Origin of the sequence: Deferribacter desulfuricans SSM1, from assembly GCF_000010985.1 — a bacterium.
GTDB lineage: Bacteria > Chrysiogenota > Deferribacteres > Deferribacterales > Deferribacteraceae > Deferribacter > Deferribacter desulfuricans.
The window spans coordinates 481,529-507,659 of record NC_013939.1 but is presented as its reverse complement, the minus strand read 5'-3'; the positions used below and the strand labels follow the sequence as shown (position 1 = coordinate 507,659).

The window sequence follows — 26,131 nt, the reverse complement described above, 5'->3', positions numbered from 1 at the left end:
GTAAAATTGTTTTTATTTTCGTTAAAATTTAAGTTAATAAAGTTCTTGCTCTCGACCGTAAATACAGCTGATTATTTCTCTAGCTGTTTCCTCGACAGATTTGTTAGTGGTATCAACGATATGCCACTGTCTATTCTTTTTAACAAGGTCATATACAAACTCTAACTCTTCAAATATCCTTTTTAAATCAGTGTAGTTACTTGTAGTTTTATAATGTTTCATCCTTTCCATCCTTACCTTTTGCAACACCTCTGGATCCATAACAAGACAAACAATCTTTTTCTGATCAATTTCAAATAGCTCTTTTGGTAATGGGATTTCAGGAACAATTGGGATATTAACCACTTTATAACCAAGTTGTGCAAGGAAAAAAGATGTAGGTGTCTTTGAAACCCTTGATAAACCTAAAATTACAATATCGGCTTCTTTCAGCCCTTTTAGATTTTTACCATCATCATGGTTTATAGTAAACTCGATTGCCTCTATCCTCTTAAAATATTTATCATCAACCCTTCTAAGCAAATTAGGATTTTCTAAAGGCTTAGCACCAAGAAAATTTGAAAGCTTTTCCACAGGCGGTCCCAAAATATCGTGGTGTATTATCTCATAGTCATGACACAATTTATGCATATATCTTCTAAGCTCTTTTTTTACGAGAGTAAATGCAACAAAAGCCTTCTGTTCTCTTGCCTGATTTAAAATACTTTCAATCTGCTCTTTTGTGTTTACCTTCGAAAAAACTGTTAATCTCACATGTTGCTCTTCAAATTGTATTAAACAGGCCCTCATTAAATTGATCGCACTCTGACCCGTACCATCAGAAATTATAAATATCCTTTTCAAATCATCACCTTTCTTCCCAAGAAAAACATCAATATTTTTCATCCGTTCCACCTATAAGTTTATAAAATTCTTCTTCATTTATAGTTTTTACACCTAAAGATATCGCTTTATTATATTTACTACCTGGATCTTCCCCTACAATCACATAATCAGTTTTTTTGCTCACTGATGAAGAAACCTCACCACCAAGCTTTTCAATCAACTCAACATAATAGTTTCTTGGTTTTGATAAAGTGCCAGTGATAACAAATTTTAAACCTTTCAACTTTTCACTTTTATTTTCTTTATCATCTTCCATAGAAAACTTTAAACCATAACTTTTTAATCTCTCAATCAATTTCAAAAAGTTTTCATCCCTTAATGTATAATAAACAGACTTAGCAATAATTTCCCCAACTTCATCTATACTCACTAATTCTTCAATGGTTGCTTTTTGTAGTTTTTCAATATTTTTAAAATGGTTAGTAAGAATCCTTGCAGTCTTTATCCCCACATGCCTAATACCAAGTGCATACAACACTCTATCAAAACTTCTATTTTTACTATCTTCTATACTTTTTTTAAGATTTTCTGCAGACTTTTTACCAAACCCATCTAACAAAGCAATCTTTTCAAAATCCAAAGTATAAATATCTGCAATCGATTTCAAAAAACCTAAATCAACAAACCTCTCAACAATAGCCTCACCCAAACCTTTTATATCCATCGCATCCCTTGAGGCAAAATGTATTATGGATGCTTTCAATTTTGCACTACAATCTGGATTTAAGCATACATAATAAGCGTTTTCTTTTCTTACCAAGCCATTACACACAGGACATTTTTCAGGAAAAACTATTTCTTTTTCTTTACCTGTTCTTTTTTCTTTAACAACTTTTATAATCTTAGGGATAATCTCACCACTCTTTTCAACAAAAACCGTATCTCCAATTTTAACGTCCAACCTTCTGATTTCATCCTCATTATGCAATGTAGCTCTTTTCACAACAGACCCAGAAATATGTACAGGCTCCAATACTGCAACAGGAGTAATAATCCCCGTCCTACCCACCTGAAAAATAACATCTTTTAAAACAGTTGTTTTTAGCTCTGGTGGATATTTAAAAGCTACAGCCCATCTTGGATACTTTATCGTTTCTCCAAGCTGCTCTTGATAAGAATATTCATTTACCTTTATCACAGCTCCATCAATTTCATAATCTAACTCATCTCTCATTTTTCCTAAATTCTCTATATGAGAAATAATATCTTCAAAACTTTCTACTTTTTTTATTAATGGATTAACTTTAAAACCTAACCCTTTTAAATAGTTTAAATCATCAAAATGAGTATCGTGCTTTCTTCCAATATCAACAGAATAAATAAAAATGTCCAAGTTTCTCTGAGCAGCAATCCTGGGATCAAGTAGTTTCAATGTCCCCGCAGCAGCATTCCTTGGATTTGCAAAAGGCTCTAAACCATTCTTTACCCTCTCATCATTTATCCTTTCAAACTCACTTTTAGGTAAAAATACTTCACCTCTTACAACCAACTTTCCTTTTACAGCAATTTTTAAAGGTATAGATTTTATCGTTTTCACATTGTGAGTGACATCCTCACCTGTCACTCCATCCCCTCTTGTTGCCCCTATCTGTAAAATCCCATCTTCATAGGTAAGAGAAACAGCTGCTCCATCAATTTTGGGCTCCACAACAAAAGAGGGAACACTTTCAAGGTTTTTCAATACTCTATTGTAAAAATCCTTTAACTCACCTTCATTGTATGTATTATCAAGAGATAACATTTTAACTTCATGTTTTACAGTTTTTAAATTTGATACTGGTGCATAACCAACTCTCTGTGTCGGAGAATATGGTGATATAATTTCTGGATATTTACTCTCTATCTCTTTTAATCTTTTATAAAGCTGGTCATATTCATAATCAGAAATAACTGGGTCATTTAAAACATAGTATCTATAATCGTGATAATTTATTTCATCCACAAGCTTTTGATATTCTTTTAAAATACTCTCATCCATATTACACCTTATACCTTCTGATTATCGATCCACTACCAAAAGCTTTATCTGTCAGAATATAATACTCTTTATTTGGTTTTGTAAATTCAACCAAGTTCCCATCAACATCAAATATTTTATCAAAAACTATAGTTTCTTCTTTCATATTTCTATTTAAAATGGATAGGGCTTCATTTGCTAAGATTTTCCCTCTGCTATCAAAAAACAGCTTCCCATCCTTATAATTGTTTACCACACCTAAAAAATCTGTATTTCTTACATAGCTTGATGTTTTATAATTCATCGAATCTCTATCAGCATTACCGAGATAAAATCCTGTGGTATATTCTCTGTTACTCACACTCATCAAAAGGTTCATCAAATAATCATAATCTGGTTCTTTACCATTTTTTAAATCATCAATAACTTTTCTATAAACTCCTGTTACTACAGAAACATACATCACACTTTTCATTCGACCTTCTATTTTTAAACTGTGCACACCCATATCCATCAATTCTTTTACATATTTTAATAGGCAAAGGTCTTTAGAATTATAAATATATGTACCTCTTTCATCCTCAAAGATAGGGAAATATTCACCCTCTCTTGTTTCTTCCATCAAATAATAATTCCATCTGCAAGGGTGCGTACATTCACCTCTATTTGCATCTCTGCCAGTCATATAATTGCTCAAAACGCATCTACCAGAATGGGAAATGCACATAGCACCGTGCACAAACACCTCAATCTCCATATCACAATTTTTACAAATATATTCTATTTCACTCTTTGATAACTCCCTAGCCAATACTACTCTGCTTGCACCAAGCTTTTTCCACATATTTACAGCGTAATAATTTGTAGTATTAGCTTGTGTGCTTATATGAACTGGCAAATCAATCTTTTCATCCTTAATCAGCTTTAAAACACCTAAATCACTTATGATAATACCATCTAGTTTTATTTCATTTAGTTGATGTAAATATCTTTTTAACTCTTCAAAGTCATAATTTCTCGCATAAATATTTACAGTGACATACCCTTTCTTCCCTCTTTCATGGAGATATTTCAAAGCTTCTTCCATTTCATAAAGGGAAAAATTACCAGCTTTTGCACGCAAACCAAAATCTTTGCCTGAAAAATAAACAGCATCAGCACCAAAGTTTATGGCTGCTTTTAATTTTTCAAAATTTCCAGCAGGACTTAATAATTCAACACTCATAATTCAACAATAAAAGCCCATTCCCAATGGGTAAAATATTACAATTGTCTTTATATTTTGTGGTCATTTCAAAAATAAATTCTCTTAACATCTCAACAGTTTTCCTATATTTAAAAGGTATCTCACAATCTTCATCCAAAACCATACCATAAAACAGCACATCATCAAAAATTAAAAATGCTCCATCATTTAGATGAGGTTTTAATAGAAAAAAATACTCCAAATAATCCCTTTTTACCCCATCTACAAATACAAAATCAAATTTATCATTACACTTTTTCAAATATTCTTTAGCATTTTCATAAATAAAGGTAATATTGTCAAAATCTTTTAAGAAATCTTTCGCTTTTTCAAGTCTCTCAGGATTGTACTCAACTGTTGTAACCTCTTTCCCATATAATGCAAGGTGAGCAGTAGCATAACCAGCACCAGTTCCAATCTCTAAAATTTTATTTGGGTTCTTTAACTTAACCATAAATTTTAAAAACTCTGCCACGCATTTCTCAACAGCTGGTATCATTTTTTCAACTGAATAGGATTTTATCTCATCAAACTCATCAGACGCAAATTCCGATAAAAATTTCACAACATGAGTCATCATAACAGATGATTTCATTTCACTTCCCCTATATCTATTTTCTTAGGTGTCATAGCCTCACTTATTTTAGATGCTTTATCAGGATCTATTTTCCCCATCTGGCTTAAAATACCACCTGCAGCCATAGGGCTCATTCTTTTAAAAAGCTGTACCGCTTTATTCAAGTCCATTTTAGCAATAATTTTTGCTGCTGATTTAGGATTAGTAGAAGCATAATATTTTGCCAACCTATCCAAATCTTCATCTTCAATCTTTTTTATTTCATCATACAACTTTTGCAACTTTGCTAACTTTTTATCAATTTCATCGCTCTTTTTATTAAGTATTTCTTCGAGCATTTTAAGCTCTTCTTCCTTCTTTTTAAGCTCTTCCTCTTTAAGTTGGAGCTGTTTCTCTTTTTCTTTCAGATGCTTTGATATCCTATTTATATCAGCTAAATTTGTTTCTGAAAAGGTAATGCCCAAAAAAGTAAAAAAAATAACTAAAATTAAACTAAATCTCATTATCATTTTTAAACCTCGTAATTACCAATTCATCTATCATCTTCAGCTCTTCCTTCTTTAAAAAATTTCTGTAATCAATTATATGTTTTTCCTTCAATTTTTCCATCACTTTCTTATCATTCAAAGCTTTTACTACTTCCTCTTTTTTTTGTTCTATCTCATCATTTTTATCTTTTAATCTTTTCTTGGTATTGTTTATTGCATTTTCGACTCTCAACAAGTATTTATCATACAACGGTTTCATAAGTAAACTTTCATTTTTTAAATTTAAAACATCATTACTTATTCTTTTATACTCTGCTTCTAAAATAGTTAATTCATTTTCTATATTTGATAATTCCATTTTAAGCTTTTCCAATTCCTGCAACTTAATTTCATAAATCCTATTTCTATGCTCAAGAACTTTCTGGAGTGGAAACTTTTTATTCATTTAGCTTATTTGACCCCAGCTAATTGAAAAAGCTGTTTTTTTGTCTCTTCAAAAGGAGATGTTTCATCTATTTTCTGTTTCAAAAAGTTGTTAATCAAATCTATCTTTAAAATAGCTTCATCAATCTTTTTATTGCTCCCTTTTACATAAGCTCCAATATTTATCAAATCTTCAGCTTCTCTATATGTTGCTATCAAATCTCTAAGTCTTCCGGCAGCTTCAAAATGCCTCTCATCTACTATTTCTTTCATTAATCTACTAGCACTCATCATCACATCAATTGCTGGAAAGTGATTTTTAGCAGCCAAATTTCTATCAAGTACGATGTGACCATCTATAATAGACCTTACAGAATCTGCAATAGGATCATTGAGATCGTCACCTTCAACCAAAACTGTGTATAGACCGGTTATTGTCCCTTCCCCTTTTTTTGTCCCAGCTCGCTCAAGTAACTTTGGCAATAAAGCAAAAACTGACGGGGTATAACCTTTGGTTGTCGGAGGCTCACCTACAGTCAATCCAATTTCTCTTTGAGCCATAGCAAATCTTGTAACAGAATCCATCATAAACATCACATCTTTGCCAAGACTTCTAAAATATTCTGCAATTGTTGTTGCCACAAAAGCCCCCATTTTTCGCACAAGAGGGGATTGATCACTTGTTGCAACAACTACAACCGATTTTTTGAGCCCCTCCTCTCCAAGATCCCTTTCTATAAACTCCCTAACCTCTCTTCCTCTTTCACCTATTAATGCAATAACATTTACATCCGCACTACTATTTCTTGCAATCATCCCAAGCAATACACTTTTTCCTACACCACTTCCAGCAAAAATACCAACCCTCTGCCCTTTACCAATAGTAATTAAAGCATCAATAGCTTTAACACCTGTATGAATTGCATCTTTTATAATTTCCCTCTCCAAAGGGGAAGGTGGCTCTGTATAAACACTTTTTAATTCATAATTTGTAATCACTCTATTACTATCTATCGGCCTTCCCAAACCATCCAAAACCCTACCCAATAATTCTTCACTTACTTTTACCACATTCCCATAGGCTACATTTCTAACAATACTTCCAGGAGCAATACCTTCACTTTCTGCATAGGGCATCAAAATAACTCTATCATCTTTAAATCCAACAATCTCAGCTAAAATATTTTTCCCACCAACACCCTCAATTTCACACCTTGTACCAATACTTAATAAAGGGCCATCTGCTTCAATAGTAAGGCCTACAATCTTTGTAACTTTACCAGTGACAACAACAGAATTATCAAAATTTATATTTTTAAGAAGTTTCAATTTCTTCATAAAGCGTCTTTTCAAAATTTTTCATTAAAGTTTCTATTGTAAAATCAAACTCACCTATATTTGTTTTTACTCTAAAGCCACCCTTGTTTACATTTTCATCAGGTACAAAATCAAAATCATTAAACTCTGATTTCAAAATATCCAAATCATCTGGATTTACATATATTATCACATTTGTAGCATTCTTTATTTTTTCCATATGTTTTTTGAAAACAGAAACTATAAGCTCATCATTTAATTTTCTCTCAACACCTATAATCTCTTTGATATAATTTAGTACAATATTTGGAAGCTCCTCATCTAAACTCAAAACAGCTTTTTTAACTTCATCAATTTTAGTAATAGCTTCTCTAACACCATTTTTTAAAACTTCCAAATAATCATCTTTTTTTGCTTCATACTCTTTTTTATACTCTTCAGCCTTTTTTAGCCCATTCTGAAGCCCTTTTTCATAACCTTCATTGTAACCCTCTTCTCGTGCTTTCGACTTAACCTCTTCAATATCAATGGGTTCTGAGTTTTGCGGTTTGTAATTATCTTTATCTATTGCAATTTGGTCTTTTTTAGTATCTTCTATAACTTCTTCTATTTTGTCATTTTTGCCTGAAATAGTTGAATCATCTTCTAAATTAGAATCACTATCAAATGACTTGAAAACATATTGGGTTACCCCTCTTTGAACAGAGCGAAAAACCTTAAAATTGAAACTTTCAATTTTATAATTTTCTTCTGCTCTTATTATTTTTTTTGGCATCATTATCCTAAAAGTTTATAGTTTAGTAAATAACAAATATGTAACAATCTGTTATACGTATTGCTCTTCTTCTCCACCAGAAATACTTATTACACCTTCTTCATCCAACTCTCTTACTATTTGGACTATTTCATGCTGAGCTTTTTCTACCTCTTTAAGTTTGACAGGCCCCATATACTCCATCTCTTCTTTCATAGTCTCAACGGCTCTTTTAGACATATTAGAAAAGAATTTATTTTGAAGCTCCTCATCTGCACCCTTTAGTGCTAAAGTTAAAGTATTTTTATCCGCACGCTTCAAAATCTCTTGGATAGCAGTATTATCGAGTCTTCTGATATCATCAAATGTAAACATCATATCTCTTATCTGACTCACGAGTTCTGGAGCATCTTTCTCCAATCTCTCTAATGTTGTTTTAGCTGTAGTTCTATCCATTCTATTTAATATCTCAGCAACAGATTTAACACCACCAACATCAACTTTATATGAGCTAATAGATTCAAATCTCTCTTCCAAAGTTTTGGATAATGTTTTTATTACAGCAGGAGAAATATCTTGTAAATTAGCTATACGTAAAGCCACATCAGCTTTCAAATCTTCTGGCAGCTCAGCTAAAGCTTCAGCTGCTTGAGATGGATCTAAGTGAGCTAAAATGAGTGCTATTGTTTGTGGGTGCTCATTTTGTATAAATTTTGCAAGTTGCTTTGGATCTATCTTAGTTAAAAATTCAAAACCCGTTGACTGCTCAAGGAGTTTAGTCAATCTATCTATAATTTTTCTTGCACGCTCAGGCCCAAGAGATTTAGTCAAAACTGATTTTGCATAATCAAGACCACCCTTAGAAATAAACTTTTTGGCCAAATACATATTATAAAACTCTTCAACAACATCATCAGCAACAGCTGGATCAACTATTTTTGTAAGAGCTATCTCTTTTGAAATATCTGCTACTTCTTCATCATCAAGCTCTGCCATTATCTTACTAGATACTTCTTCCCCAAGCGTAATTAATAGGATTGCTGCTTTTTTTATACCGCTAAGCTGCTCTCTCTCTTCTGCCATCAACTACCACCTTTAATCCATACTTTTATCAAATTAGCTATTGTTTCTGGATCTTCATTTGCAGCTTCTTCAAGTTTTTTCAACATAACTTTAGTTTTTACGGTATCAACATCAACTGGAGCACTTTCCTCTAACTCATTTTCTATCTCTTTTTCTAATTCCTCTATAGTCTTAGGAAATTTAATCTCTTCACCAATGCTAATATCTACCGATTCACCTTTTCCTGTAGCACCGGCAGCAACAAAAGTCCCCTCTTCTGTTTCCCTTACTGTTTCAAGTCGTTTCAAAATAGGTCTTACAACAAGGAAGTAGAACAAGACTACTATCAATAGCGCTAAAACATATTTTGCAATTGTAAATATAAGACTCATCTTTTCCTGCTTATTATAAAAAGAAGCCACTTCTAAATCGTGAGTTGTATCAAATGATATATTTGTTACCTCAATCCTATCACCCCTATTAACATCAATACCAGCTGCAGACTCAACTAATTTTTTAATCTTTTCTATTTCTTCAGGCGTCCATTTGACATACTCTATTTTACTCTTTTTCCCTTCTTCTTTTACCACTTTTTTATCATTTAACAAAACTGCAACTGTTATCTTTTTTACTACGCCTATTGGCTTTTCCTCTTTAGTAACAGTTTTGCCCACTTCAAAATTCTGGGTAGTCTCAGCTTTTGAATACTCAGAGTTAGAGCCATTATTTATGTTGTTTGGTTCTGCTAAATTGGAAGATACTCCCGGTGTCCCCCCTGGAGCATTTGGAGTATTTTTACTTTCAATTTCTACTGTTTGCTGAGATCTCAAAACAGGATTTGGATCATATTCTTCTTTAGAAACAACTTTTTTAGTAAAATCTATATCAGCTGTAACTTTAGCAACAGCATTATCTGGACCTAATACTCTAGACAAAATCGAATTTATTTTACTTTCAAGATTCTTTTCTATATGCTTTTGATATTCCAACTGAGTTTGGGTTAATAAAAGAGGCTCATAATCCTTAGATAAAAATTCACTCAAAAGCCTCCCTTTTGTATCCACAACCTGCACATTATCAATTGTAAGCCCTTTTACTGCCCCAGCAACCAAAGAAGCAATCGCTTTTATATTTTCACGACTAATATTTGCACCATTTCTAAACTTTAGTACTACCGTCGCCTTAGGTGAACTCTCCTCAGATACAAATATCCTCTCTTTTGGTAAAGTTAAATGGACTCTTGCATCTTCTACTTCATCTAAACTTTTAATTGTCCTTGCTAATTCACCTTGTAATGCTCGCTGATAATTAACATTTTGAGCAAATTCTGAGATACCAAATGAAGATTTATCAAACAATTCAAAACCTGCACCACCACCAGAAGGCAAACCCTTTTGTGCAAGATTTAACCTTAGTTCATAAACATTTTTTTCTGGGACTAAAATAGTTTTCCCATTATCTTTAAGTTCATAAGGAATTTTATTTGCTTTTAATTCTTCAACAATTTTTGCTGCATCATCTGATGATAAATTTGAATACAAAGTTTTATACACAGGCTTGTTAGCCCATATAACTAACACAATAATAGTTAAAAATACTGCAACAGTCGCGGTAACTATAGAAACTTTTTGAATTAAACTCAAACTGTTAAAAACTGCTTTAAACTGATTGATAAAATCCTTCAATGCCATAAATTATCCATAAGATTATACTTGTGTTCTCATTATTTCTTGATAAGCCTCTATAAGTTTATTTCTCACTTCTAACATCAACTTTAAAGAAACATCAGCTTTTTGTAACGCAATCATAGTTTCATGAATATCTTTTGTTTCACCACTCAATACTTTTTTAACAGCTTCATCAGCTTGTAACTGAGCATTATTTACATCTTTAATTGCATTTTTCAGAAGCTCTGAAAAATCTACGTTTTTCGATTCTTTTGATTCAGTCTTTTTATCTGGCTCTAACTTATTTGGTAAAAGAAAATTAACTTTATTTATACCAGACATAAGCACCTCATATAATAGTATACATTCATTTTATTTATCTATCAATACTAAAATTTATGCTCTTCCAATCTCTAAAGCCTTTAAAGCAAGCTGCTTTGCTGTATTTAAAACTGTGACATTTGCTTCATAACTTCTTGATGCTTCAAGCATATTAACCATTTCTTCAATTGGATTGATATTTGGATAAGCAACATAACCTTCTTCGTTAGCATCAGGATGCCCTGGTTCATACTTCAAGATAGGTGGTTTTTCATCTCTTACCACTTTTTCAACTCTTACACCACCTCTTAACTCTCCATCCAAAATAGTCCTAAAAATTACTTCCCTTTTCTGATAAGGTGTTCCATCCTCTGTCCTTGTTGTATTCGCATTTGCCAAATTTGAAGATATCACATTTATACGTATCCTTTGTGCAGAAAGACCTGTACTCGCTATTTTCAAAATATCAAAATAACTCATAAACTACCTCCCTATCGACCCTGGATTGATGTTTTAAGTCTGGTAAACTCATATCCAGTAATTTGAGATAACATGTTAAACAAAATCCCATTTGCAGCCAATTCACTCATCTCATAATCAAGGTTTACGTCATTTCCATCATTTCTAACAGACATATTATTTTGATATTTCACATAATTTGACACAGAAAAATTTTCACTACTACCAGAGATATGATATTTATTTGTCACTTTCAGAGGAAGTTTTTTCCCAGTTCCCATAACATCCTGCATGGCATCTTTAAAATCCAACTTTTTGGCTTTATAAAATGGGGTGTCCACATTTGCTATATTTTCAGAAATAACCTTATTTTTATAGGAAGTTACATCTAATGCATAAGATAGCTTATCAATATTTACAGCCTTAAATAGATCCATTTAAACCTCCTTTTATAAACTAACATAACAAACTCCATGCCATAAATTAAATAAACTAATCTATACTTACTTCAATGTATGTTAGATTTCAGCAACTTTTATTAATATAAATTTAGATTCTTTAACATATTATAAACAAAAGAAGTTAATGTATTGGGATTACTTTTCTTAAGCTTTCAATAATTATATCTTGAAACCATTTTTAAAAGCATAAATCTACCAACAACCCTATAATTTAATACTATAAAATAGTTATAATTGAGAACAATACCATAAAACAATCTCACTTCTTATTATAAAACTTTTTTATTTTTCCTAAAAACTTTTTTTTGCACCACAAATACTGCACATCTCTTTTTTTAATAATTATTAATTTTTAGATTTTATAAAGATTACATATTAATAAAATATATGTATATCTTTTTGTCGGTTTGTAAATTCATGATTAAATATTCATTTTTTAGTAAAACGATTTTATACAACAAAGTAATATTTTAATTAAAATTTAACTCAATATGTTTTATTGGTTTATTATTAAGAAATTGTATACATTTTATATATAATTTAATTTTATTTTAAACAAACATAAATTAACTTTTGACATACTTTTTAATCTTTATAAAACAATTTTTTGTTTTTAACTACATTAAGGAGGTCACTATGTCAAAAACAATTAATGTTTATGTTGATGAAACAGGTAAGTCAAAAGTTCAAAAAACAATTTCGGAATCAGCAGCTATTGCAGAAACTATTATCAAAGACACAACTGCTAATCCAGCTCCTTTAGGTTTGATGGGATTCGGTTTAACAACAATTTTACTTAATATGCACAACATCGGTCTTTTTGGTTTAAGTAGTATGATATTGGCAATGGGAATTTTTTACGGAGGTTTAGCTCAAATAATTGCAGGTATTATGGAGTGGAAGAAAAAGAATACTTTTGGAACTGTAGCTTTTACATCATACGGTCTATTCTGGATAAGCTTAGTTTTTATTATCATGATGCCAAAACTTGGTATTGCAAAAGCTCCAAGTGCTACTGAAATGTCTGCTTATTTGTTTATGTGGGGAGTTTTTACCACTATATTATGGTTTGGTACTTTTAAAGCCAACAAGGCATTAATGATCGTTTTTTCATTACTTGTAGTATTGTTTATGTTATTAGCTTATGCAGATGCTTCTGGAAATGCATCTATTAAAACGATTGCAGGATATGAAGGGATATTGTGTGGATTAAGTGCTATCTATGCAGGTGCTGCTCAAATAATTAATGAAGCATATGGTAAAACTGTTTTGCCATTGGGCGAATTTTAATAAAGTAGGGGAATACCCCTACTTTTTCTCTTTAACCAATAATACCGAACAGGCCGCTCTTCTAACAACTTTTTCAGTAGTACTTCCATAAAAGAATTTTTCTAATCCACTTCTTCCATGAGATGCAATAACCACCAAGTCAAAATCCTCTTTCTCTGTCAAATCAACAATCACATCATATGGAACACCAAAAACAATTCTTTTTTCAATATACACTGTTTTACCTGTGCCAACCTTAGCTATTAGTTCATCCATTTGTTTTTCAGCAAACTCTTTAATATCACTGTTTATTTTCTCCAACTGCTCTTTAGATAAATACATACTAATTAAATCATTATCTTTTTTTTCTATTACATGAACAATTACGACTTTAGAACCCACATTTTCAGCTATCTCCAATGCCTTAGCTAAGCTAATTTCAGACCTATCAGAAAAATCAACAGGTACTAAAATCTTTTTTGGTTTAAACATAATACACCCCCTTTATTTTCTCAGTGCCTTTTGGGCACAAGTTAAAACCGGATCCCAAACTGGTGCAAAAGGTGGTGAATAAGATAAATCTACCCATGCAAACTCATCAATTTTCATATTATTAGAAATAGCAGTAGCAATAATGTCTATTCTTTTAGCAACTACATCTTCGCCAACCATTTGAGCGCCTAAAATCTTTCTGTTTTTCTTATCATGATACATCACAACTGTAACTTTACCCCCACCAGGGTAAGCACCTCTTGTGTGAGTAGTAACAACAGTTTTTTCAAAATCGATACCTAAATTTTCCATTTGATATTCACTTAAACCAGTTGTAGCAACAGTATACTCAAACAATTTAAATGTAGCAGTTTGAACAATACCATAAAACTCAAGCCTGTTACCATTTACAATGTTGTAAGCTGCAACTCGTCCCTGCTTATTAGCTGTTGTGCCTAAAGGGAAATATACAAAATCATCTATGACTCTATTATAAGCAAGAGTTACATCTCCAACAGCATATACATCTTTTCTTGATGTTTGCATATAACGGTCAGTAACAATTGCACCTTTTGCACCCTTTTTGATATCAAAAAGCTCACTGTTTGGTGTAACACCAGCAGATATGATAAACATATCTGCATTAAAATCTCCCTTATTAGTCCTTACAACACCCTTCTCTTTAGCTGTAATGTCAACTCCTAAAAAAAGATCAATACCCTTCTCTTTTAGCTTGGAATAAACCTTTTCCCTCACCTCATCACAAAACTGCGGCAATATATAATCCATTTTTTCTAAGATAAAAACATCTACCCCTTTTTCCTTCAATACTTCAGCAACTTCTAAGTTTACATAACCAGCACCTACTAAACAAACTTTTTTCACATCATTTTCTTTTAAGTAAGATTTAACTTTTCTTAGATCCTCTAAAGTCTTAAAATAAAAGCTATCATCGTTACCTTCAAATATAGGTATCTTGTTTCCTCTAGCTCCTGTTGCAATCACCAAAACATCGTAATTTTCTTCAAACTCCTTATCACCATTTCTAACTGTTACAGATTTATTATCAAAATCCACGCCTATCACTTCATGCTTCAATCTATAATCTATCCCTCTTTTCTCCCTAATTTCTTGAAGACTCAAAGCGTATAAAGATTCCACCGGTTTTTCTAAATCTAACAAATTATAAGGCATCCCACATGCCCCGTAAGAGACATCCACACCTTTTTCAAAAACTACTACTTCAATATCCTTATTCATACGTTTAATATTGCTTGCACAAGTTAGACCGCCAGCAACACCCCCAACAACAACAACTTTCATACCATCCCCCTGTTAGTTAATATTTATAAGACTAAAATAAGATTAAAATTTTATTTTACAATACTGGAGATAATGTTCTGCAGACACCTTCAAAAATTCTTACTGTAAAGTGTCTCTTTGCAACTTTGTCATAGTTAATCTCTTTAGATAAAGATAGATAATATTTAAATAGCTTTGTTACTTCGTAAGCAAACTCACTTGAATAAACAATAACATTTAATTCAAAATTTAACCTAAAACTTCTTATATCAAGATTTGCTGAACCAACTGTAACCCACTGATCATCAACTTTAATAATTTTCGCATGAATCATAACATCTTTCATTTCAAATATTTTAACCCCAGCAAGAAGTAACTCTTCATAATAGGATCTTCCAGCCATCGCAACCATTGGATGATTATTTTTACCTGGTAAAATTAGTTTTACATCCACCCCTCTTTTTGCAGCATTCTTTAATGACTCCATAATAGGAGCATCTGGTACTAGATAAGGGGTAACCACCTCAATCGATTTTTCAGCTTTATTAAACACTGTAAACAACGTATCATATATGTAAGGTGATTCCTGATCAGGTCCAGATGGAACTATATGAACAGTAGTGTCTCCAGCCTCTGCTTCTCTCTTTTTTAGAAATGGGGTGATATCTTCACCTGTGGTAAAATACCAATCCTCTGCAAAAACCTCTTCTACAAAACCTACCCCATTCCCTTTAAACCTTATATGTGCATCATACCATTTTTGTTTATTAAACAAATCACCAATATATTCATTCCCTATATTTATCCCGCCTGTGTAGCAAATTTCTCCGTCTATAATAGCAATCTTTCTATGATTTCTAAAATTCACTCGAGAAAACGTTTTTAGATTTAAAGGAGATAAAAACGCAGCACATTTCCCCCCTGCATTAACCAATGGATCTAAAATTTTTCTTATAGATAAACCAATCGCACCGATACCATCATACAGCAAATAGATTTTGACACCTTCTCTAGCCTTTTTAGTAAGTAATTTTACTAAAAATTTACCCACATCATCCTGACGAAACACATAATATTCAAGCAATATGTATTTTTGTGCACTATTAATATCTTGAAAAAGTTTTGAATACTTTTCTATTGCACTAGGCAGCAACTCCAAATCCTTAATTAAAAATGGTTCAAGCCCTGTTACTTTTTCTACAAGTTTACCAAATCTGTTTTTCTCATATTCCAAGATGCAGCTATGATACTGAGTAAGATGTATTTTTCTTGATTCTCTTCTTTTCTTTTCTACAATTCTTTTTAACTTATAATTACCAAATATTAAATAAGCTATTGCCCCAAGATAAGGGAAAAAGATAACAAAAAGCAACCATGCTAAAGTAGCTCTAGCTTCTTTCCTACCAGAAAGAATTATTAAAACAAAAACCATTGTAATGATTAAACTTGTGTATTGTAAAAGCAATTCAATTATTATTTTCATTTATAAACTTACCCTGGTATAAGTTGTTTTGTATCATATAGTTATTAAGTTTATTTAAAAACTCCGATTTATTTTCAGGCCAATGAGGAGCAACTAATAAATCTTTAGGAGCATCACCAACTACCCTTGCAATAACAGTTTCATTTGGAAGCATAGAAATACTATTTGCCAATATATCAATATATTCATTTTCACTTAAAAGTTTTATATCACCATTTAGAAATTCTTTATGCATCTTAGTGCCTTTTACAACATGTAAATGGTGAAACTTTATAAAATCGATTTTATTATCAGCTAAATATTTAACCGTTTCAAACATCATATCTCTATTCTCACCTGGTAAACCAAATATTATATGCGCACATACAGGCAAACCATAACTTTTTGTTAATTTTAGAGCAAAGTCAAACTCTTCAAACGTACTTCCCCTATTTATTATCTCTAAAGTTGTGTTATGTATAGATTGAAGTCCATACTCCAAAACTACGTCGATTTTTTCACTTAATTCTTTAAAATACTTAATCTTATCTTCATCAATACAATCTGGTCTTGTCCCAACATAAATAGCAACTATCCTTTCGTCAACTAAACTTGCCTCAATTTTTCTCTTTATCATATCAATCGGGCCATAGGTATTCGAATATGACTGAAAATAAACTATAAAATTCTTTATTTTTCGTTTTTCTAAAAACTTAATCCTATCTGAGACCTGTTTTGAAATATCTTTTTCATTAATATTAGAAAATGATTTCACATTGCAATAAGTACACCCTCCAAAGCCTTTATATCCATCTCTATTTGGGCAAGTAAAGCCAGCATCAATACTAATCTTCCAAACTTTGCCACCATACTTATTTTTTAAAAAATTACTAAAGGTATTGTAAAGCATCTTAACCTAATGCATTATCCAAAATTAACATAACTATAAAACCAATAATTATACCAAAAGTAGCAAGTCTTTCATAACCACCTTTGTGCGTTTCAGGAATAATCTCATCACTAATAACAAAAAACATTGCACCAGCTGCAAAAGAGAGGAAAAACGGCAACATGGGCAACATAATAGAAACAATTGCAGCACCAAGTAATCCACCTATTGGCTCAACAATTCCAGACAAAAACGCTATACCTGTGCCATAACGCACAGATTTCCCTTCAGAAATTAAAGCAGCAGCGACTGCTAGACCCTCAGGTATATTTTGCAAACCAATAGCTGTAGTAATTGTTATACCATCTTGTATGTGTCCTCCACCAAAAGATACCCCAACAGCCATCCCCTCTGGAAAATTATGAAGTGTAATTGCTAAAACAAAAAGCCATATTTTTCTCATTCTTGAAGGTGGTCCCTCATAACCTATTTCTGTGTGATAATGAGGAATCACTTTATCCATTCTATCCAAAAAAAGTGCACCCGCGGCAAAACCTATAACTGCAATTAAAATTCCCCCCATATCCATCGCTGGAATTAAAAGACTGAAAATAGTAGCTGCCAACATTATACCAGCAGATATCCCAAGCATAAAATCTAAAGCACCCCTTGAAGGATTCCTGTAAAAAAACAAAGGGATTGCTCCTAAAGTAGTAGCCAAACCAGCTGTTAAACTTCCTAAAAAACCCCAACCTATTGTAGACATTACTCACCTCACTAATTGCAACATTAAGGATTTTTCACAACAATTAAGTAACTTTTAGAGATTGCTTCGCTAACGCTCGCAATGACCACAAAATTTGTCATTGCGAGGCAACTTAAGTTACGGAAGCAATCTCAAAACTATATTAACTTTCAACAAGTTAACCTATTTTTCAACACCCTAACAATTTATAGTATAATTTTTAAAAATCGAAAAATAAACAATAACTTAATTATATTAAAAATTTCTTGATAAAAAAAACAGTAGAATTTATAGTCAGATTATACCAACAGAAGGAGGATAACATGTCAATAGATAAAGAATTGTTAGAAATTTTGGCTTGTCCAAAATGTAGAGGTGATATTAGATTAAGCAAAGATGAAAAATACATAGTATGTGATAACTGCAAACTTTTATACGAAATTAGAGAAGATATACCGGTTATGCTCATAGATGAAGCTAAGCAGGTGGAAAACACCGATGAATACTGATTTAAACAGATTAACCTCTTATATCAATAAATTTGATAAATTAAAGATACTGGTTATCGGCGATTTAATGCTGGATATTTTTATTTACGGTTCTGTAGATAGGATTTCGCCAGAAGCACCTGTCCCTGTTGTTGAAATAAAAAAAGAGGTAATGATGCCTGGAGGAGCTGCAAATGTTGCAGCCAATCTAAAAGCACTTGGCGTCACTCCAATTTTAGCTGGAATTATTGGAAATGATAACAATGGCTCACTTTTAAAAAATCTACTAAACGAGATGCAAATAGATAATCAATTTATAATAGATGATGGCAGGACTACTTCTACTAAAACAAGAGTTGTTGCTCACAGCCAGCAGGTTGTAAGAATAGATAAAGAAGAAAAACATAAAATTAAAAAGAAAGATACAGATAAATTATTATCTTTCATAGAAGATATAAAAAACAGTATAGACGCTATTATAATTTCAGATTATGGGAAAGGGATGATAACGAAATATTTGATTGAACAACTAGTTGCAAACTTTTCTGAAAAAATTATTACTGTTGATCCAAAAATAGAAAATTTTTATTACTATAAAAACGTCACTTCACTAACACCAAATAATAAAGAAGCATCTACTGCTACAAATATTAAAATTACTGATGAAGAATCGCTAACAAAATGTGGTAAACATATTCTTGAAAAATTAAAGAGTAAATCCCTTGTTATTACAAGGGGAGAAGAAGGGATGACAATTTTTACAGAAGAAAATATTACTCACATACCTGCTGTAGCTAAAGAGGTATTCGATGTGACTGGAGCCGGTGATACAGTTATAAGTGTTTTTACTTCAGCATTAGCTGTCGGTGCAAGTTATACAGACGCTGCAATTATTGCAAATGCTGCAGCTGGAATAGTTGTAGGAAAAGTTGGAACAGCAACAACAGATAGAGATGAATTGCTCAAACAAATTCCAAATTTAATAAATAGTACCAAGGAGATATAACATGGAAGTACTCAATTCTAAACAAATGGCAAACGCTGATAAATATACAATAGAAATATTAGGTACCCCTTCCATTGTTCTAATGGAAAATGCTGCAAGAGGAATATTTGAAGAGTTTGAAAAACTTTCAATCCCCAAAAACAAAATAGCAGTATTAGTTGGCAAAGGTAATAATGGCGGTGATGGATTAGCATTAGCAAGACATCTGTTTAACAGAGGATATAAAGTTGACATAATCTTTATTTATCCACCTGAAGAGCTAAAAGGTGACGCCAAAACAAACCTTGAAATATTAAAGAAATACCCAATCCAAATGTTTAATTATAACGATGAAATAAATTTTGATAATTACGATGTTATTTTTGATGCAATATTTGGGACTGGTTTAACTAGGCCTGTTGAAGGTATTGCTAAAGATGTAATAATAAATGCTAACCTTTCAAAAGCATTTAAAATAGCAATTGATATCCCTAGCGGTTTACCAGGTAGTAATCACAATATACTTGGCGAATGTTTAAAAGCAGACATCACAATTACCCTTGCAAGGCCTAAAATACCACATGTTTTTTATCCAGCAAAAAAGTTCTGCGGCAAAGTAATAGTTAAAGACATTTCAATACCTGATTTTTCTATTCAAACAGTTTCTCCCTATATTTTTGAACTTACATTAGATAATTTGCCATTAATTTATAAAAGAGAGGAAGATTCTCACAAAGGGCATTTTGGCCATAATGTAGTGATAGGTGGATCAGCAGGCAAAATGGGTGCTCCAATAATGGCATCCTATGCATCCGTTATGTCTGGAGCTGGGCTAACAACATGTGCAATTTTTGAGCAATATTACTACTTTTTATCAAAGTACCCTGAAATAATGGCTTTTATTATCAAAGGTAAAAGTTTCTATACCAGCAGTGAATTGGACGAATTACTAAAATTTATTAGTGACAAAAATGTTATCACACTAGGGTGTGGTTTAGGAAGAAATCATCAAACCAAAGAGTTTGTAAAAGGCCTTATCGAAGAGTGTGACAAAAGCTTTGTAATTGATGCAGATGGATTATATCATCTTGATGATTCGCTTTTAAATCAGCTCAGCTTTAGGGCAGTGTTAACACCACATATTGGTGAATTTGCAAGATTAACAGGCCTGAATAAAGATGAGATTCTACAAAATAAAATTTCATTAGCCAAGGATTTTGCTTTGAAATATCAGGTTGTTTTAGTTCTTAAAAGTGCTGATACTATCATTGCTACACCTGAAGGAAACCTGTTTGTTTTATCAAATGGTACTCCTGCTCTCTCAAAAGGTGGTAGTGGAGATTGCCTGGCAGGATTGATTGGTGGATTAATTGCACAAAATTATTCTCTTTTAGATGCGGCAAAGCTTGGGTGCTTTACTATGAACTTAACTGCATCTATTTTAACAAAAGAAAAAAATGAGAAATGCCTTAAAACAACTGAAATAATAGAAAATCTTTATAGAGGTTTTAATGAAATCGAAGCATATCAGCAACAGTCCAAATGATACAGTAGAAATAGCAAAGAATTTTGCAAAAAATTTACAAGGTAGCGAAACAATATTATTACAAGGGGAACTTGGAGCAGGAAAAACACTATTTGTAAAGTCCGTTGCAAAATCATTAGGGTGCAACGATGCCGTATCAAGTCCAACTTTTACAATAATGCAAACTTATTCTGATGGCAAATTCCCTTTGTATCACTTTGACCTTTATAGAATCAAGAATATTTTAGAACTTGATAACATAGGCTTTTTTGACTATATTGAAGAAACAGGGATAAAGTTTATTGAATGGCCTGAAATAATTTTAGAAACAATAACTAAAATTAGTCACATTATTATAACTATAAAAAAGCTGGATAAAGATAAGAGAGAAATTATTATAGAAGAAAATGAAGGTGAATAATGGAACCTATTTTTTGCCCTTATTGCGGTAAACAGAGATTAGAAGAACTAAACCCAACAGAAATAGTCGTTGATAATGATATTTGGATAATTTTTCATTATGAATGCCAAGAATGTGGAGAAGTCTTTGATAAAATTTTTTTAAAAGACGAAGATGTAGATTTAGAGGGGTTAAATGAAGAAAACGGATGGAATTGATATCTTGAAAGAACTTAAGAAGAAAGAGCTTGATGCGGTTGCTTTAGCAAAAGAAGGTTTGGAGGATATGGCACTTTTTATAGCTGAAATGGAAAAGATTTATAAGTTATTAAACGACCCATCTACCCCTTATGACGAAAAAGCTTATTTAAAATATAAACTTTTTGTCATAGAACAATATATCAATAAATTAAACGCATTAATTACTAACCTACTGCCTATAGAAGCTAAAAATAACACTTTAAACTAAACATTGGTAAGATTACTTTGACAGTTTACACTGCACCCAAGAACTGGTATGCCCGTCTTTGCGAGCTTTAGGGAAACAATCTGAGGTGTTTAAGCAATTATTATTTGCAACACCCTCAAACATATTCAAATCTAATATTTTTCCTCGAGCACTTACTCAACATAACTAAAAAGCGCGTAATTTTAGAAAAACCCCTTCAGTTTTTTTAAAACTTATGTTATTTTGTAGCGCTATTTTTGTAAAAATCTATATATTGAGGAGAAAAGATGAAAGAAGAATTACCAATTCGAATTGACCCTGCTGATTTTGAAGAGAAATTATACAACGAATGGTTAGAAAAAAAATATTTTCATGCAAACGAAAATTCTGATAAACCACCTTATTCTATAGTAATTCCTCCCCCTAATGTTACAGGTTCACTCCATATGGGGCATGCATTAAATAATACATTACAGGATATATTAATTAGATATCATAGGATGAAAGGTTTTGAAGTCCTATGGCTACCAGGTACTGATCATGCAGGGATAGCCACCCAAAATGTTGTTGAGCGTATGTTAGCTCAAGAAGGTTTATCAAGACACGATCTTGGCAGAGAAAAATTCATTGAAAGAGTTTGGCAGTGGAGAGAAGAATCTGGTGGACAGATAATAAATCAGCTCAAAAGATTAGGAGCAAGCTGCGATTGGAATAGAGAAAGATTTACAATGGATGAAGGGCTCTCAAATGCCGTAAGAACTGTTTTTGTAACCCTTTATAAAGAAGGTTTAATATATAGATCAAATTATATTATTAACTGGTGTCCAAGATGTCACACAGCTTTAAGCGACCTTGAAGTAGAACACGAAGATAAAGAAGGAGCTCTTTATTACATATATTATCCCATAGAAAATAGTGATGAGAAATTATTAATTGCAACCACAAGACCTGAAACAATGCTTGGAGATACAGCAGTAGCAGTAAATCCAAACGATGAAAGGTATAAACATCTTATCGGTAAATATGCAATTTTACCAATTTTAAACAGACGCCTACCTATAATAGCTGATGAATATGTGGATATGGAATTTGGAACAGGTGCGTTAAAAGTAACCCCTGCACATGACCCAAACGATTTTGAGCTTGGTAAAAAATACGGGCTTGAAGAAATAAATGTAATGGATGATTCTGGTATTATCAATGAAAACGGTGGTAAATATAAAGGGTTAGATCGTTTCGAAGCAAGGAAACAGATAGTAGAAGAGCTTAAAAACTTGGGCTATTTAGAAAAAATTGAAAAACATGACCATTCTGTAGGTCATTGTTATAGATGTAAAACTGTTGTTGAACCAAGAATCTCTATGCAATGGTTCGTAAAAATAAAACCTCTTGCAGAAAAAGCAATAGAAGCTGTTGAACAAGGTAAAATAAAGATATTCCCTGAAATGTGGACTAAAACATATTTTGAATGGATGTACAATATAAGAGACTGGTGTATTTCAAGACAAATCTGGTGGGGGCACAGGATCCCAGCCTGGTATTGTGAAAAATGTGGACATATCAACGTAGATTTTAAAGACCCAGAAAAATGTGAAAAATGTGGCTCTACTGAGCTAACACAAGAAACTGATGTCCTTGATACATGGTTTTCTTCAGCTTTATGGCCATTTTCCACAATGGGTTGGCCTGAGAAAACTAAAACCCTCGAAAAATTTTACCCTACAAGCTGTTTAGTTACTGGCTTTGATATCCTTTTCTTCTGGGTTGCAAGAATGATTATGATGGGACTAAAATTTATGAACGATGTCCCATTCTATCACGTGTATATACATGCCCTTGTAAGAGATCAATATGGTCAAAAAATGAGTAAATCTAAAGGGAATGTAATAGACCCATTGATTATGATAGAAAAATATGGAGCTGATGCTTTTAGATTTACCTTAGCTGCTTTTGCGGCTCAGGGAAGAGATATAAAATTATCTGAAGATAGAATCGTAGGTTATAAAAACTTTGTTAACAAAATTTGGAATGCATCAAGGTTCTTAATGATGAACCTCGATGAAAATATAAGTGAAATTGATTTTGATAACCTTGAAATGGAAGATAAATGGATTTTACACAACCTTTATCAAACAGCAAAAAATGTGGAAAAGTTTATCAAATCTTACGACTTTAACGAAGCAGCAAATGAAATCTATCAATTTTTCTGGCACATATTCTGTGATTGGTATATAGAGTTTATAAAACACAGAATTTATAATAACATAAACAAAACCAATGCTCTGGCAGTTGCTAAATATACATTAGAAGAATCATTAAAAATACTACACCCATTTATGCCATTTATCACTGAATTTATTTACAAAAAACTTTCTGGTAAAGAAACTATAAACTTTGGGCCATATCCTGAAAAAGAGTTCCTTTTTGATGCTGATTATAAAAATATAGAAAAAGTTATAACACTAATTTCTAATGTGAGAACAGTTAGAGGAGAATACAACATCCCTCCAGCAAAAAATATTAACATTTTCATTAAAACTTCTGATGAAATGAAATCTTTAATTGAACAAAAATCAGATATAATTAAAAAATTAGCAAAAATAGAAAATATTAACTTTACAGATAAAGAAATTGAAAAATCTGCTGTACAAATTGAAAAAGATTTTACTGTTTTTGTCCCATTAGAAGGGTTAATAGACTTTGAAGCTGAAATTAAAAGACTCGAAAAAGAGAAAAAAGGTTATTTAAAAGATATCAATATTTACGGCAAAAAATTAAATAATGAAGAATATCTAAAAAAAGCACCAGAGCATATAATAGAAAAGGATAAAGCTAAATATGAAGAAGCAAAACTTAAACTTGAAGAGATAGATAAATCAATAGAAAGGTTAAAGAGTTTATGTTAAACTCCCCTTTGCTTAATAAAATAATAGATTTAGCGCTTTTAGAAGATATCGGTTCTGGAGATTTAACGACAAAGTCAATATCCCCTTATCTTAAAAAAAGTAAGTACTATTTGATTGCAAAAGAATCTTTTATTTTGTGTGGGATGCCAGTAGTTAACGAGATTTTTTACAAAACAGATAGAAATATAAAAATAAATTTTTTAAAAAATGATGGTGAGTTAGTAAATGCAGGTGATAAATTAGCAGAAATAATCGGAGATACTGCCATAATTCTCATGTTAGAACGAACCGTTTTAAATTTTCTACAAAGATTATCTGGTATAGCTACCAATACAAACAAATATATCAAAGAATTAGACGGAACTAACATAAAAATTTTGGATACAAGAAAAACAACTCCGGGGTTAAGGATTTTGGAAAAATATGCAGTAAAAATAGGAGGGGGCACAAATCATAGAATTGGACTTTTTGATGGTGTAATGTTGAAAGATACTCATATAGATGCTGTAGGCTCTATAAAAAAAGCTGTAGAATTAGTCAGAAGCAATATCCCAGTAACTGTAAAAATAGAAGTAGAAACAAGAAATTTAAAAGAAGTGGAAGAAGCCGTCGAAGCTGGTGCTGATATAATTATGCTTGATAATTTTGATATAAATTCCATCAATGAAGCTTGCCAACTGATAAACAAACGTGCTAAAATAGAAGTATCAGGGGGTATTACACTCGATAAGTTACATATGTACAAAAAATACCCCATAGATTTTATATCTGTAGGTGCTTTGACAAATAGTTTTAAATCAGTTGATATAAGTATGAAGTTTGGAGAGATTATATGATTACAGATATCGAAAGAGCTAAAAGGTTGGCAAGAACAATAATTGGAGATATAGTTTTATACAATAAGGAAAAAGTCATTGAGGGGATAAAAAACGATAATGTTTTTGATGTTCTGGAAGAAGAAATAAACCTAGGACGTAAACTTTTTGAAGAGAAAGTAGATACATCTATAATTAGTCCAAAAATCTTTGATAAAACTTTAATCGACATTTTGATTGCCAAATATGGCAAAGATATAAATTCTAAAATCTGGTAATGTGGAAAAGAAACTATTTCTCTGGAAAGAATTTTTTAATTTATATACTAGTTGCTTACGCTTTCTATTACCTTTACAAATATAGACAAAATGACCCACCACCTTTATACACAAAAGTGCCAAACTTCGAATTAAAAACATTAAATGGCAAGACATTTACTCTTTATGATATTAAATTAAAAAAAGTAATAATCTTTTTAAATAAAAACAATATTTACTCTGTATTTTATAAAAAAAATTTATCAAAGATTAAACATATCACGGATAAAAAAAGTGCCTACCTTATAATTTTTGTCAAAACTAAACAAACACCACGATCGGCATTAAATTACATATCAAATAAACACTACAAACCTATTGAAAAAGATTTGTATTTAGTTAATATAAGTGAGGTTGAGGGTATTTTTGGAATTAATAGTTGGCCCTTTTTGGTGATATTAGATGAACATAATAAGATTATATATGCATCTAAAATACCCGCATTAAAAGAAATAGAAAAAATATTATAGAG

29 protein-coding genes are annotated in these 26,131 nt (G+C 31.7%); 11 read left to right on the top strand and 18 right to left on the bottom strand.

Annotated elements, in window-relative coordinates; genetic code table 11:
* Nucleotides 1-33: 33 nt before the first annotated feature.
* Genes DEFDS_RS02670 through flgB form a run of 13 tightly spaced genes read right to left on the bottom strand, consistent with a single transcriptional unit; the run spans nucleotide 34 to nucleotide 11,593 of the window.
* Complete coding sequence (locus DEFDS_RS02670; protein WP_013007273.1) at nucleotides 34-885, bottom strand: pyruvate, water dikinase regulatory protein; 852 nt, start codon at nucleotides 883-885, stop codon at nucleotides 34-36.
* On the bottom strand, nucleotides 872-2,863 hold the full coding sequence (gene ligA, locus DEFDS_RS02665) for an NAD-dependent DNA ligase LigA (protein ID WP_013007272.1): 1,992 nt from the start codon (nucleotides 2,861-2,863) through the stop codon (nucleotides 872-874). The genes DEFDS_RS02670 and ligA overlap by 14 nt, the downstream gene beginning before the upstream one ends.
* 1 nt (nucleotide 2,864) lies before the next feature.
* The gene (locus DEFDS_RS02660) at nucleotides 2,865-4,067 is read right to left on the bottom strand and encodes a peptidase U32 family protein (protein WP_013007271.1); all 1,203 of its coding nucleotides are present in this window, start codon (nucleotides 4,065-4,067) and stop codon (nucleotides 2,865-2,867) included.
* Nucleotides 4,057-4,683: an O-methyltransferase gene (locus DEFDS_RS02655; RefSeq protein ID WP_013007270.1), complete on the bottom strand. Its 627-nt coding sequence runs from the start codon at nucleotides 4,681-4,683 to the stop codon at nucleotides 4,057-4,059. The genes DEFDS_RS02660 and DEFDS_RS02655 overlap by 11 nt, the downstream gene beginning before the upstream one ends.
* Complete coding sequence (locus tag DEFDS_RS02650) at nucleotides 4,680-5,174, bottom strand: MotE family protein (RefSeq protein WP_013007269.1); 495 nt, start codon at nucleotides 5,172-5,174, stop codon at nucleotides 4,680-4,682. The genes DEFDS_RS02655 and DEFDS_RS02650 overlap by 4 nt, the downstream gene beginning before the upstream one ends.
* Nucleotides 5,158-5,598, bottom strand: a complete 441-nt coding sequence (locus DEFDS_RS02645; RefSeq protein ID WP_013007268.1) for a flagellar export protein FliJ — start codon at nucleotides 5,596-5,598, stop codon at nucleotides 5,158-5,160. Before DEFDS_RS02645 ends, DEFDS_RS02650 begins: the two co-directional genes overlap by 17 nt.
* Nucleotides 5,599-5,603: 5 nt before the next feature.
* Nucleotides 5,604-6,914 carry a flagellar protein export ATPase FliI gene (gene fliI, locus DEFDS_RS02640; RefSeq protein WP_013007267.1) on the bottom strand — a complete coding sequence of 437 codons (1,311 nt, stop codon included), beginning with the start codon at nucleotides 6,912-6,914 and terminating at the stop codon, nucleotides 5,604-5,606.
* Nucleotides 6,892-7,668 (bottom strand): FliH/SctL family protein, encoded by a 777-nt coding sequence (locus tag DEFDS_RS02635; protein WP_013007266.1) that lies wholly within the window; start codon nucleotides 7,666-7,668, stop codon nucleotides 6,892-6,894. The genes fliI and DEFDS_RS02635 overlap by 23 nt, the downstream gene beginning before the upstream one ends.
* Nucleotides 7,669-7,719: 51 nt before the next feature.
* Complete coding sequence (fliG, locus tag DEFDS_RS02630; protein ID WP_013007265.1) at nucleotides 7,720-8,730, bottom strand: flagellar motor switch protein FliG; 1,011 nt, start codon at nucleotides 8,728-8,730, stop codon at nucleotides 7,720-7,722.
* A complete protein-coding gene (gene fliF, locus DEFDS_RS02625; RefSeq protein WP_013007264.1) occupies nucleotides 8,730-10,400 on the bottom strand; it encodes a flagellar basal-body MS-ring/collar protein FliF in 1,671 nt (556 codons plus the stop codon). The genes fliG and fliF overlap by 1 nt, the downstream gene beginning before the upstream one ends.
* 15 nt (nucleotides 10,401-10,415) lie before the next feature.
* Nucleotides 10,416-10,718 (bottom strand): flagellar hook-basal body complex protein FliE, encoded by a 303-nt coding sequence (gene fliE / locus DEFDS_RS02620; RefSeq protein WP_013007263.1) that lies wholly within the window; start codon nucleotides 10,716-10,718, stop codon nucleotides 10,416-10,418.
* A gap of 54 nt (nucleotides 10,719-10,772) precedes the next feature.
* Complete coding sequence (flgC, locus tag DEFDS_RS02615) at nucleotides 10,773-11,177, bottom strand: flagellar basal body rod protein FlgC (RefSeq protein WP_013007262.1); 405 nt, start codon at nucleotides 11,175-11,177, stop codon at nucleotides 10,773-10,775.
* Between the two features lie 11 nt (nucleotides 11,178-11,188).
* Nucleotides 11,189-11,593, bottom strand: a complete 405-nt coding sequence (gene flgB, locus DEFDS_RS02610) for a flagellar basal body rod protein FlgB (RefSeq protein WP_013007261.1) — start codon at nucleotides 11,591-11,593, stop codon at nucleotides 11,189-11,191.
* Nucleotides 11,594-12,253: 660 nt separating this feature from the next.
* Here flgB and DEFDS_RS02605 point away from each other — a divergent pair.
* Nucleotides 12,254-12,907, top strand: a complete 654-nt coding sequence (locus DEFDS_RS02605; RefSeq protein WP_013007260.1) for an acetate uptake transporter — start codon at nucleotides 12,254-12,256, stop codon at nucleotides 12,905-12,907.
* An 18-nt stretch (nucleotides 12,908-12,925) separates the two neighbouring features.
* Here the strand turns inward: DEFDS_RS02605 and DEFDS_RS02600 are convergent, their stop codons facing one another.
* From DEFDS_RS02600 to DEFDS_RS02580, 5 genes are read right to left on the bottom strand one after another with little or no spacing between them, the layout of a single operon-like run.
* Entirely contained in the window at nucleotides 12,926-13,378 is a 453-nt protein-coding gene (locus DEFDS_RS02600) for a universal stress protein (protein ID WP_013007259.1), read from the bottom strand.
* A gap of 12 nt (nucleotides 13,379-13,390) precedes the next feature.
* Nucleotides 13,391-14,701, bottom strand: a complete 1,311-nt coding sequence (locus DEFDS_RS02595; RefSeq protein WP_013007258.1) for an FAD-dependent oxidoreductase — start codon at nucleotides 14,699-14,701, stop codon at nucleotides 13,391-13,393.
* Between the two features lie 55 nt (nucleotides 14,702-14,756).
* A complete protein-coding gene (gene cls, locus DEFDS_RS02590; protein WP_013007257.1) occupies nucleotides 14,757-16,163 on the bottom strand; it encodes a cardiolipin synthase in 1,407 nt (468 codons plus the stop codon).
* A complete protein-coding gene (locus DEFDS_RS02585) occupies nucleotides 16,147-17,052 on the bottom strand; it encodes a TIGR01212 family radical SAM protein (RefSeq protein ID WP_013007256.1) in 906 nt (301 codons plus the stop codon). The genes cls and DEFDS_RS02585 overlap by 17 nt, the downstream gene beginning before the upstream one ends.
* A 1-nt stretch (nucleotide 17,053) precedes the next feature.
* Complete coding sequence (locus tag DEFDS_RS02580; protein WP_013007255.1) at nucleotides 17,054-17,797, bottom strand: ZIP family metal transporter; 744 nt, start codon at nucleotides 17,795-17,797, stop codon at nucleotides 17,054-17,056.
* A gap of 302 nt (nucleotides 17,798-18,099) precedes the next feature.
* Between DEFDS_RS02580 and DEFDS_RS02575 the strand changes: the two genes are divergently transcribed.
* The 10 genes from DEFDS_RS02575 (at nucleotide 18,100) to DEFDS_RS02530 (ending at nucleotide 26,129) form a co-directional block, all read left to right on the top strand.
* A complete protein-coding gene (locus DEFDS_RS02575; RefSeq protein WP_013007254.1) occupies nucleotides 18,100-18,285 on the top strand; it encodes a Trm112 family protein in 186 nt (61 codons plus the stop codon).
* Nucleotides 18,275-19,270, top strand: a complete 996-nt coding sequence (gene rfaE1 / locus DEFDS_RS02570; RefSeq protein WP_013007253.1) for a D-glycero-beta-D-manno-heptose-7-phosphate kinase — start codon at nucleotides 18,275-18,277, stop codon at nucleotides 19,268-19,270. The genes DEFDS_RS02575 and rfaE1 overlap by 11 nt, the downstream gene beginning before the upstream one ends.
* Before the next feature lies 1 nt (nucleotide 19,271).
* On the top strand, nucleotides 19,272-20,795 hold the full coding sequence (locus tag DEFDS_RS02565; protein WP_013007252.1) for a bifunctional ADP-dependent NAD(P)H-hydrate dehydratase/NAD(P)H-hydrate epimerase: 1,524 nt from the start codon (nucleotides 19,272-19,274) through the stop codon (nucleotides 20,793-20,795).
* Nucleotides 20,761-21,195, top strand: coding sequence for a tRNA (adenosine(37)-N6)-threonylcarbamoyltransferase complex ATPase subunit type 1 TsaE (tsaE, locus tag DEFDS_RS02560; protein WP_013007251.1), 435 nt, complete (start codon nucleotides 20,761-20,763; stop codon nucleotides 21,193-21,195). The genes DEFDS_RS02565 and tsaE overlap by 35 nt, the downstream gene beginning before the upstream one ends.
* Nucleotides 21,195-21,392: a hypothetical protein gene (locus tag DEFDS_RS02555; protein WP_041223569.1), complete on the top strand. Its 198-nt coding sequence runs from the start codon at nucleotides 21,195-21,197 to the stop codon at nucleotides 21,390-21,392. The genes tsaE and DEFDS_RS02555 overlap by 1 nt, the downstream gene beginning before the upstream one ends.
* Nucleotides 21,370-21,642 (top strand): hypothetical protein, encoded by a 273-nt coding sequence (locus tag DEFDS_RS02550; RefSeq protein WP_013007250.1) that lies wholly within the window; start codon nucleotides 21,370-21,372, stop codon nucleotides 21,640-21,642. Before DEFDS_RS02555 ends, DEFDS_RS02550 begins: the two co-directional genes overlap by 23 nt.
* 266 nt (nucleotides 21,643-21,908) lie before the next feature.
* Nucleotides 21,909-24,527, top strand: a complete 2,619-nt coding sequence (locus DEFDS_RS02545; RefSeq protein WP_013007249.1) for a valine--tRNA ligase — start codon at nucleotides 21,909-21,911, stop codon at nucleotides 24,525-24,527.
* Nucleotides 24,521-25,363, top strand: a complete 843-nt coding sequence (gene nadC, locus DEFDS_RS02540) for a carboxylating nicotinate-nucleotide diphosphorylase (protein ID WP_013007248.1) — start codon at nucleotides 24,521-24,523, stop codon at nucleotides 25,361-25,363. Before DEFDS_RS02545 ends, nadC begins: the two co-directional genes overlap by 7 nt.
* On the top strand, nucleotides 25,360-25,620 hold the full coding sequence (locus DEFDS_RS02535; protein ID WP_013007247.1) for a hypothetical protein: 261 nt from the start codon (nucleotides 25,360-25,362) through the stop codon (nucleotides 25,618-25,620). Before nadC ends, DEFDS_RS02535 begins: the two co-directional genes overlap by 4 nt.
* A 116-nt stretch (nucleotides 25,621-25,736) precedes the next feature.
* Complete coding sequence (locus tag DEFDS_RS02530) at nucleotides 25,737-26,129, top strand: TlpA family protein disulfide reductase (protein WP_161595853.1); 393 nt, start codon at nucleotides 25,737-25,739, stop codon at nucleotides 26,127-26,129.
* Nucleotides 26,130-26,131 lie beyond the last annotated feature (2 nt).

Excerpts from the sequence above, each read along its gene's own strand:
- DEFDS_RS02555 (WP_041223569.1), top strand. The coding sequence starts at position 21,195 with ATGGAACCTATTTTTTGCCCTTATTGCGGTAAACAGAGATTAGAAGAA.
- fliE (WP_013007263.1), bottom strand. The coding sequence starts at position 10,718 with ATGTCTGGTATAAATAAAGTTAATTTTCTTTTACCAAATAAGTTAGAG.
- fliF (WP_013007264.1), bottom strand. The coding sequence starts at position 10,400 with ATGGCATTGAAGGATTTTATCAATCAGTTTAAAGCAGTTTTTAACAGT.
- DEFDS_RS02605 (WP_013007260.1), top strand. The coding sequence starts at position 12,254 with ATGTCAAAAACAATTAATGTTTATGTTGATGAAACAGGTAAGTCAAAA.
- DEFDS_RS02600 (WP_013007259.1), bottom strand. The coding sequence starts at position 13,378 with ATGTTTAAACCAAAAAAGATTTTAGTACCTGTTGATTTTTCTGATAGG.
- rfaE1 (WP_013007253.1), top strand. The coding sequence starts at position 18,275 with ATGAATACTGATTTAAACAGATTAACCTCTTATATCAATAAATTTGAT.
- flgB (WP_013007261.1), bottom strand. The coding sequence starts at position 11,593 with ATGGATCTATTTAAGGCTGTAAATATTGATAAGCTATCTTATGCATTA.
- DEFDS_RS02670 (WP_013007273.1), bottom strand. The coding sequence starts at position 885 with ATGAAAAATATTGATGTTTTTCTTGGGAAGAAAGGTGATGATTTGAAA.
- DEFDS_RS02655 (WP_013007270.1), bottom strand. The coding sequence starts at position 4,683 with ATGAAATCATCTGTTATGATGACTCATGTTGTGAAATTTTTATCGGAA.
- DEFDS_RS02645 (WP_013007268.1), bottom strand. The coding sequence starts at position 5,598 with ATGAATAAAAAGTTTCCACTCCAGAAAGTTCTTGAGCATAGAAATAGG.
- DEFDS_RS02575 (WP_013007254.1), top strand. The coding sequence starts at position 18,100 with ATGTCAATAGATAAAGAATTGTTAGAAATTTTGGCTTGTCCAAAATGT.
- nadC (WP_013007248.1), top strand. The coding sequence starts at position 24,521 with ATGTTAAACTCCCCTTTGCTTAATAAAATAATAGATTTAGCGCTTTTA.
- DEFDS_RS02565 (WP_013007252.1), top strand. The coding sequence starts at position 19,272 with ATGGAAGTACTCAATTCTAAACAAATGGCAAACGCTGATAAATATACA.
- DEFDS_RS02635 (WP_013007266.1), bottom strand. The coding sequence starts at position 7,668 with ATGCCAAAAAAAATAATAAGAGCAGAAGAAAATTATAAAATTGAAAGT.
- DEFDS_RS02660 (WP_013007271.1), bottom strand. The coding sequence starts at position 4,067 with ATGAGTGTTGAATTATTAAGTCCTGCTGGAAATTTTGAAAAATTAAAA.
- DEFDS_RS02550 (WP_013007250.1), top strand. The coding sequence starts at position 21,370 with ATGAAGAAAACGGATGGAATTGATATCTTGAAAGAACTTAAGAAGAAA.
- flgC (WP_013007262.1), bottom strand. The coding sequence starts at position 11,177 with ATGAGTTATTTTGATATTTTGAAAATAGCGAGTACAGGTCTTTCTGCA.
- DEFDS_RS02535 (WP_013007247.1), top strand. The coding sequence starts at position 25,360 with ATGATTACAGATATCGAAAGAGCTAAAAGGTTGGCAAGAACAATAATT.
- DEFDS_RS02595 (WP_013007258.1), bottom strand. The coding sequence starts at position 14,701 with ATGAAAGTTGTTGTTGTTGGGGGTGTTGCTGGCGGTCTAACTTGTGCA.
- DEFDS_RS02580 (WP_013007255.1), bottom strand. The coding sequence starts at position 17,797 with ATGTCTACAATAGGTTGGGGTTTTTTAGGAAGTTTAACAGCTGGTTTG.
- DEFDS_RS02585 (WP_013007256.1), bottom strand. The coding sequence starts at position 17,052 with ATGCTTTACAATACCTTTAGTAATTTTTTAAAAAATAAGTATGGTGGC.
- DEFDS_RS02650 (WP_013007269.1), bottom strand. The coding sequence starts at position 5,174 with ATGATAATGAGATTTAGTTTAATTTTAGTTATTTTTTTTACTTTTTTG.
- ligA (WP_013007272.1), bottom strand. The coding sequence starts at position 2,863 with ATGGATGAGAGTATTTTAAAAGAATATCAAAAGCTTGTGGATGAAATA.
- fliG (WP_013007265.1), bottom strand. The coding sequence starts at position 8,730 with ATGGCAGAAGAGAGAGAGCAGCTTAGCGGTATAAAAAAAGCAGCAATC.
- tsaE (WP_013007251.1), top strand. The coding sequence starts at position 20,761 with ATGAAATCGAAGCATATCAGCAACAGTCCAAATGATACAGTAGAAATA.
- fliI (WP_013007267.1), bottom strand. The coding sequence starts at position 6,914 with ATGAAGAAATTGAAACTTCTTAAAAATATAAATTTTGATAATTCTGTT.
- cls (WP_013007257.1), bottom strand. The coding sequence starts at position 16,163 with ATGAAAATAATAATTGAATTGCTTTTACAATACACAAGTTTAATCATT.
- DEFDS_RS02545 (WP_013007249.1), top strand. The coding sequence starts at position 21,909 with ATGAAAGAAGAATTACCAATTCGAATTGACCCTGCTGATTTTGAAGAG.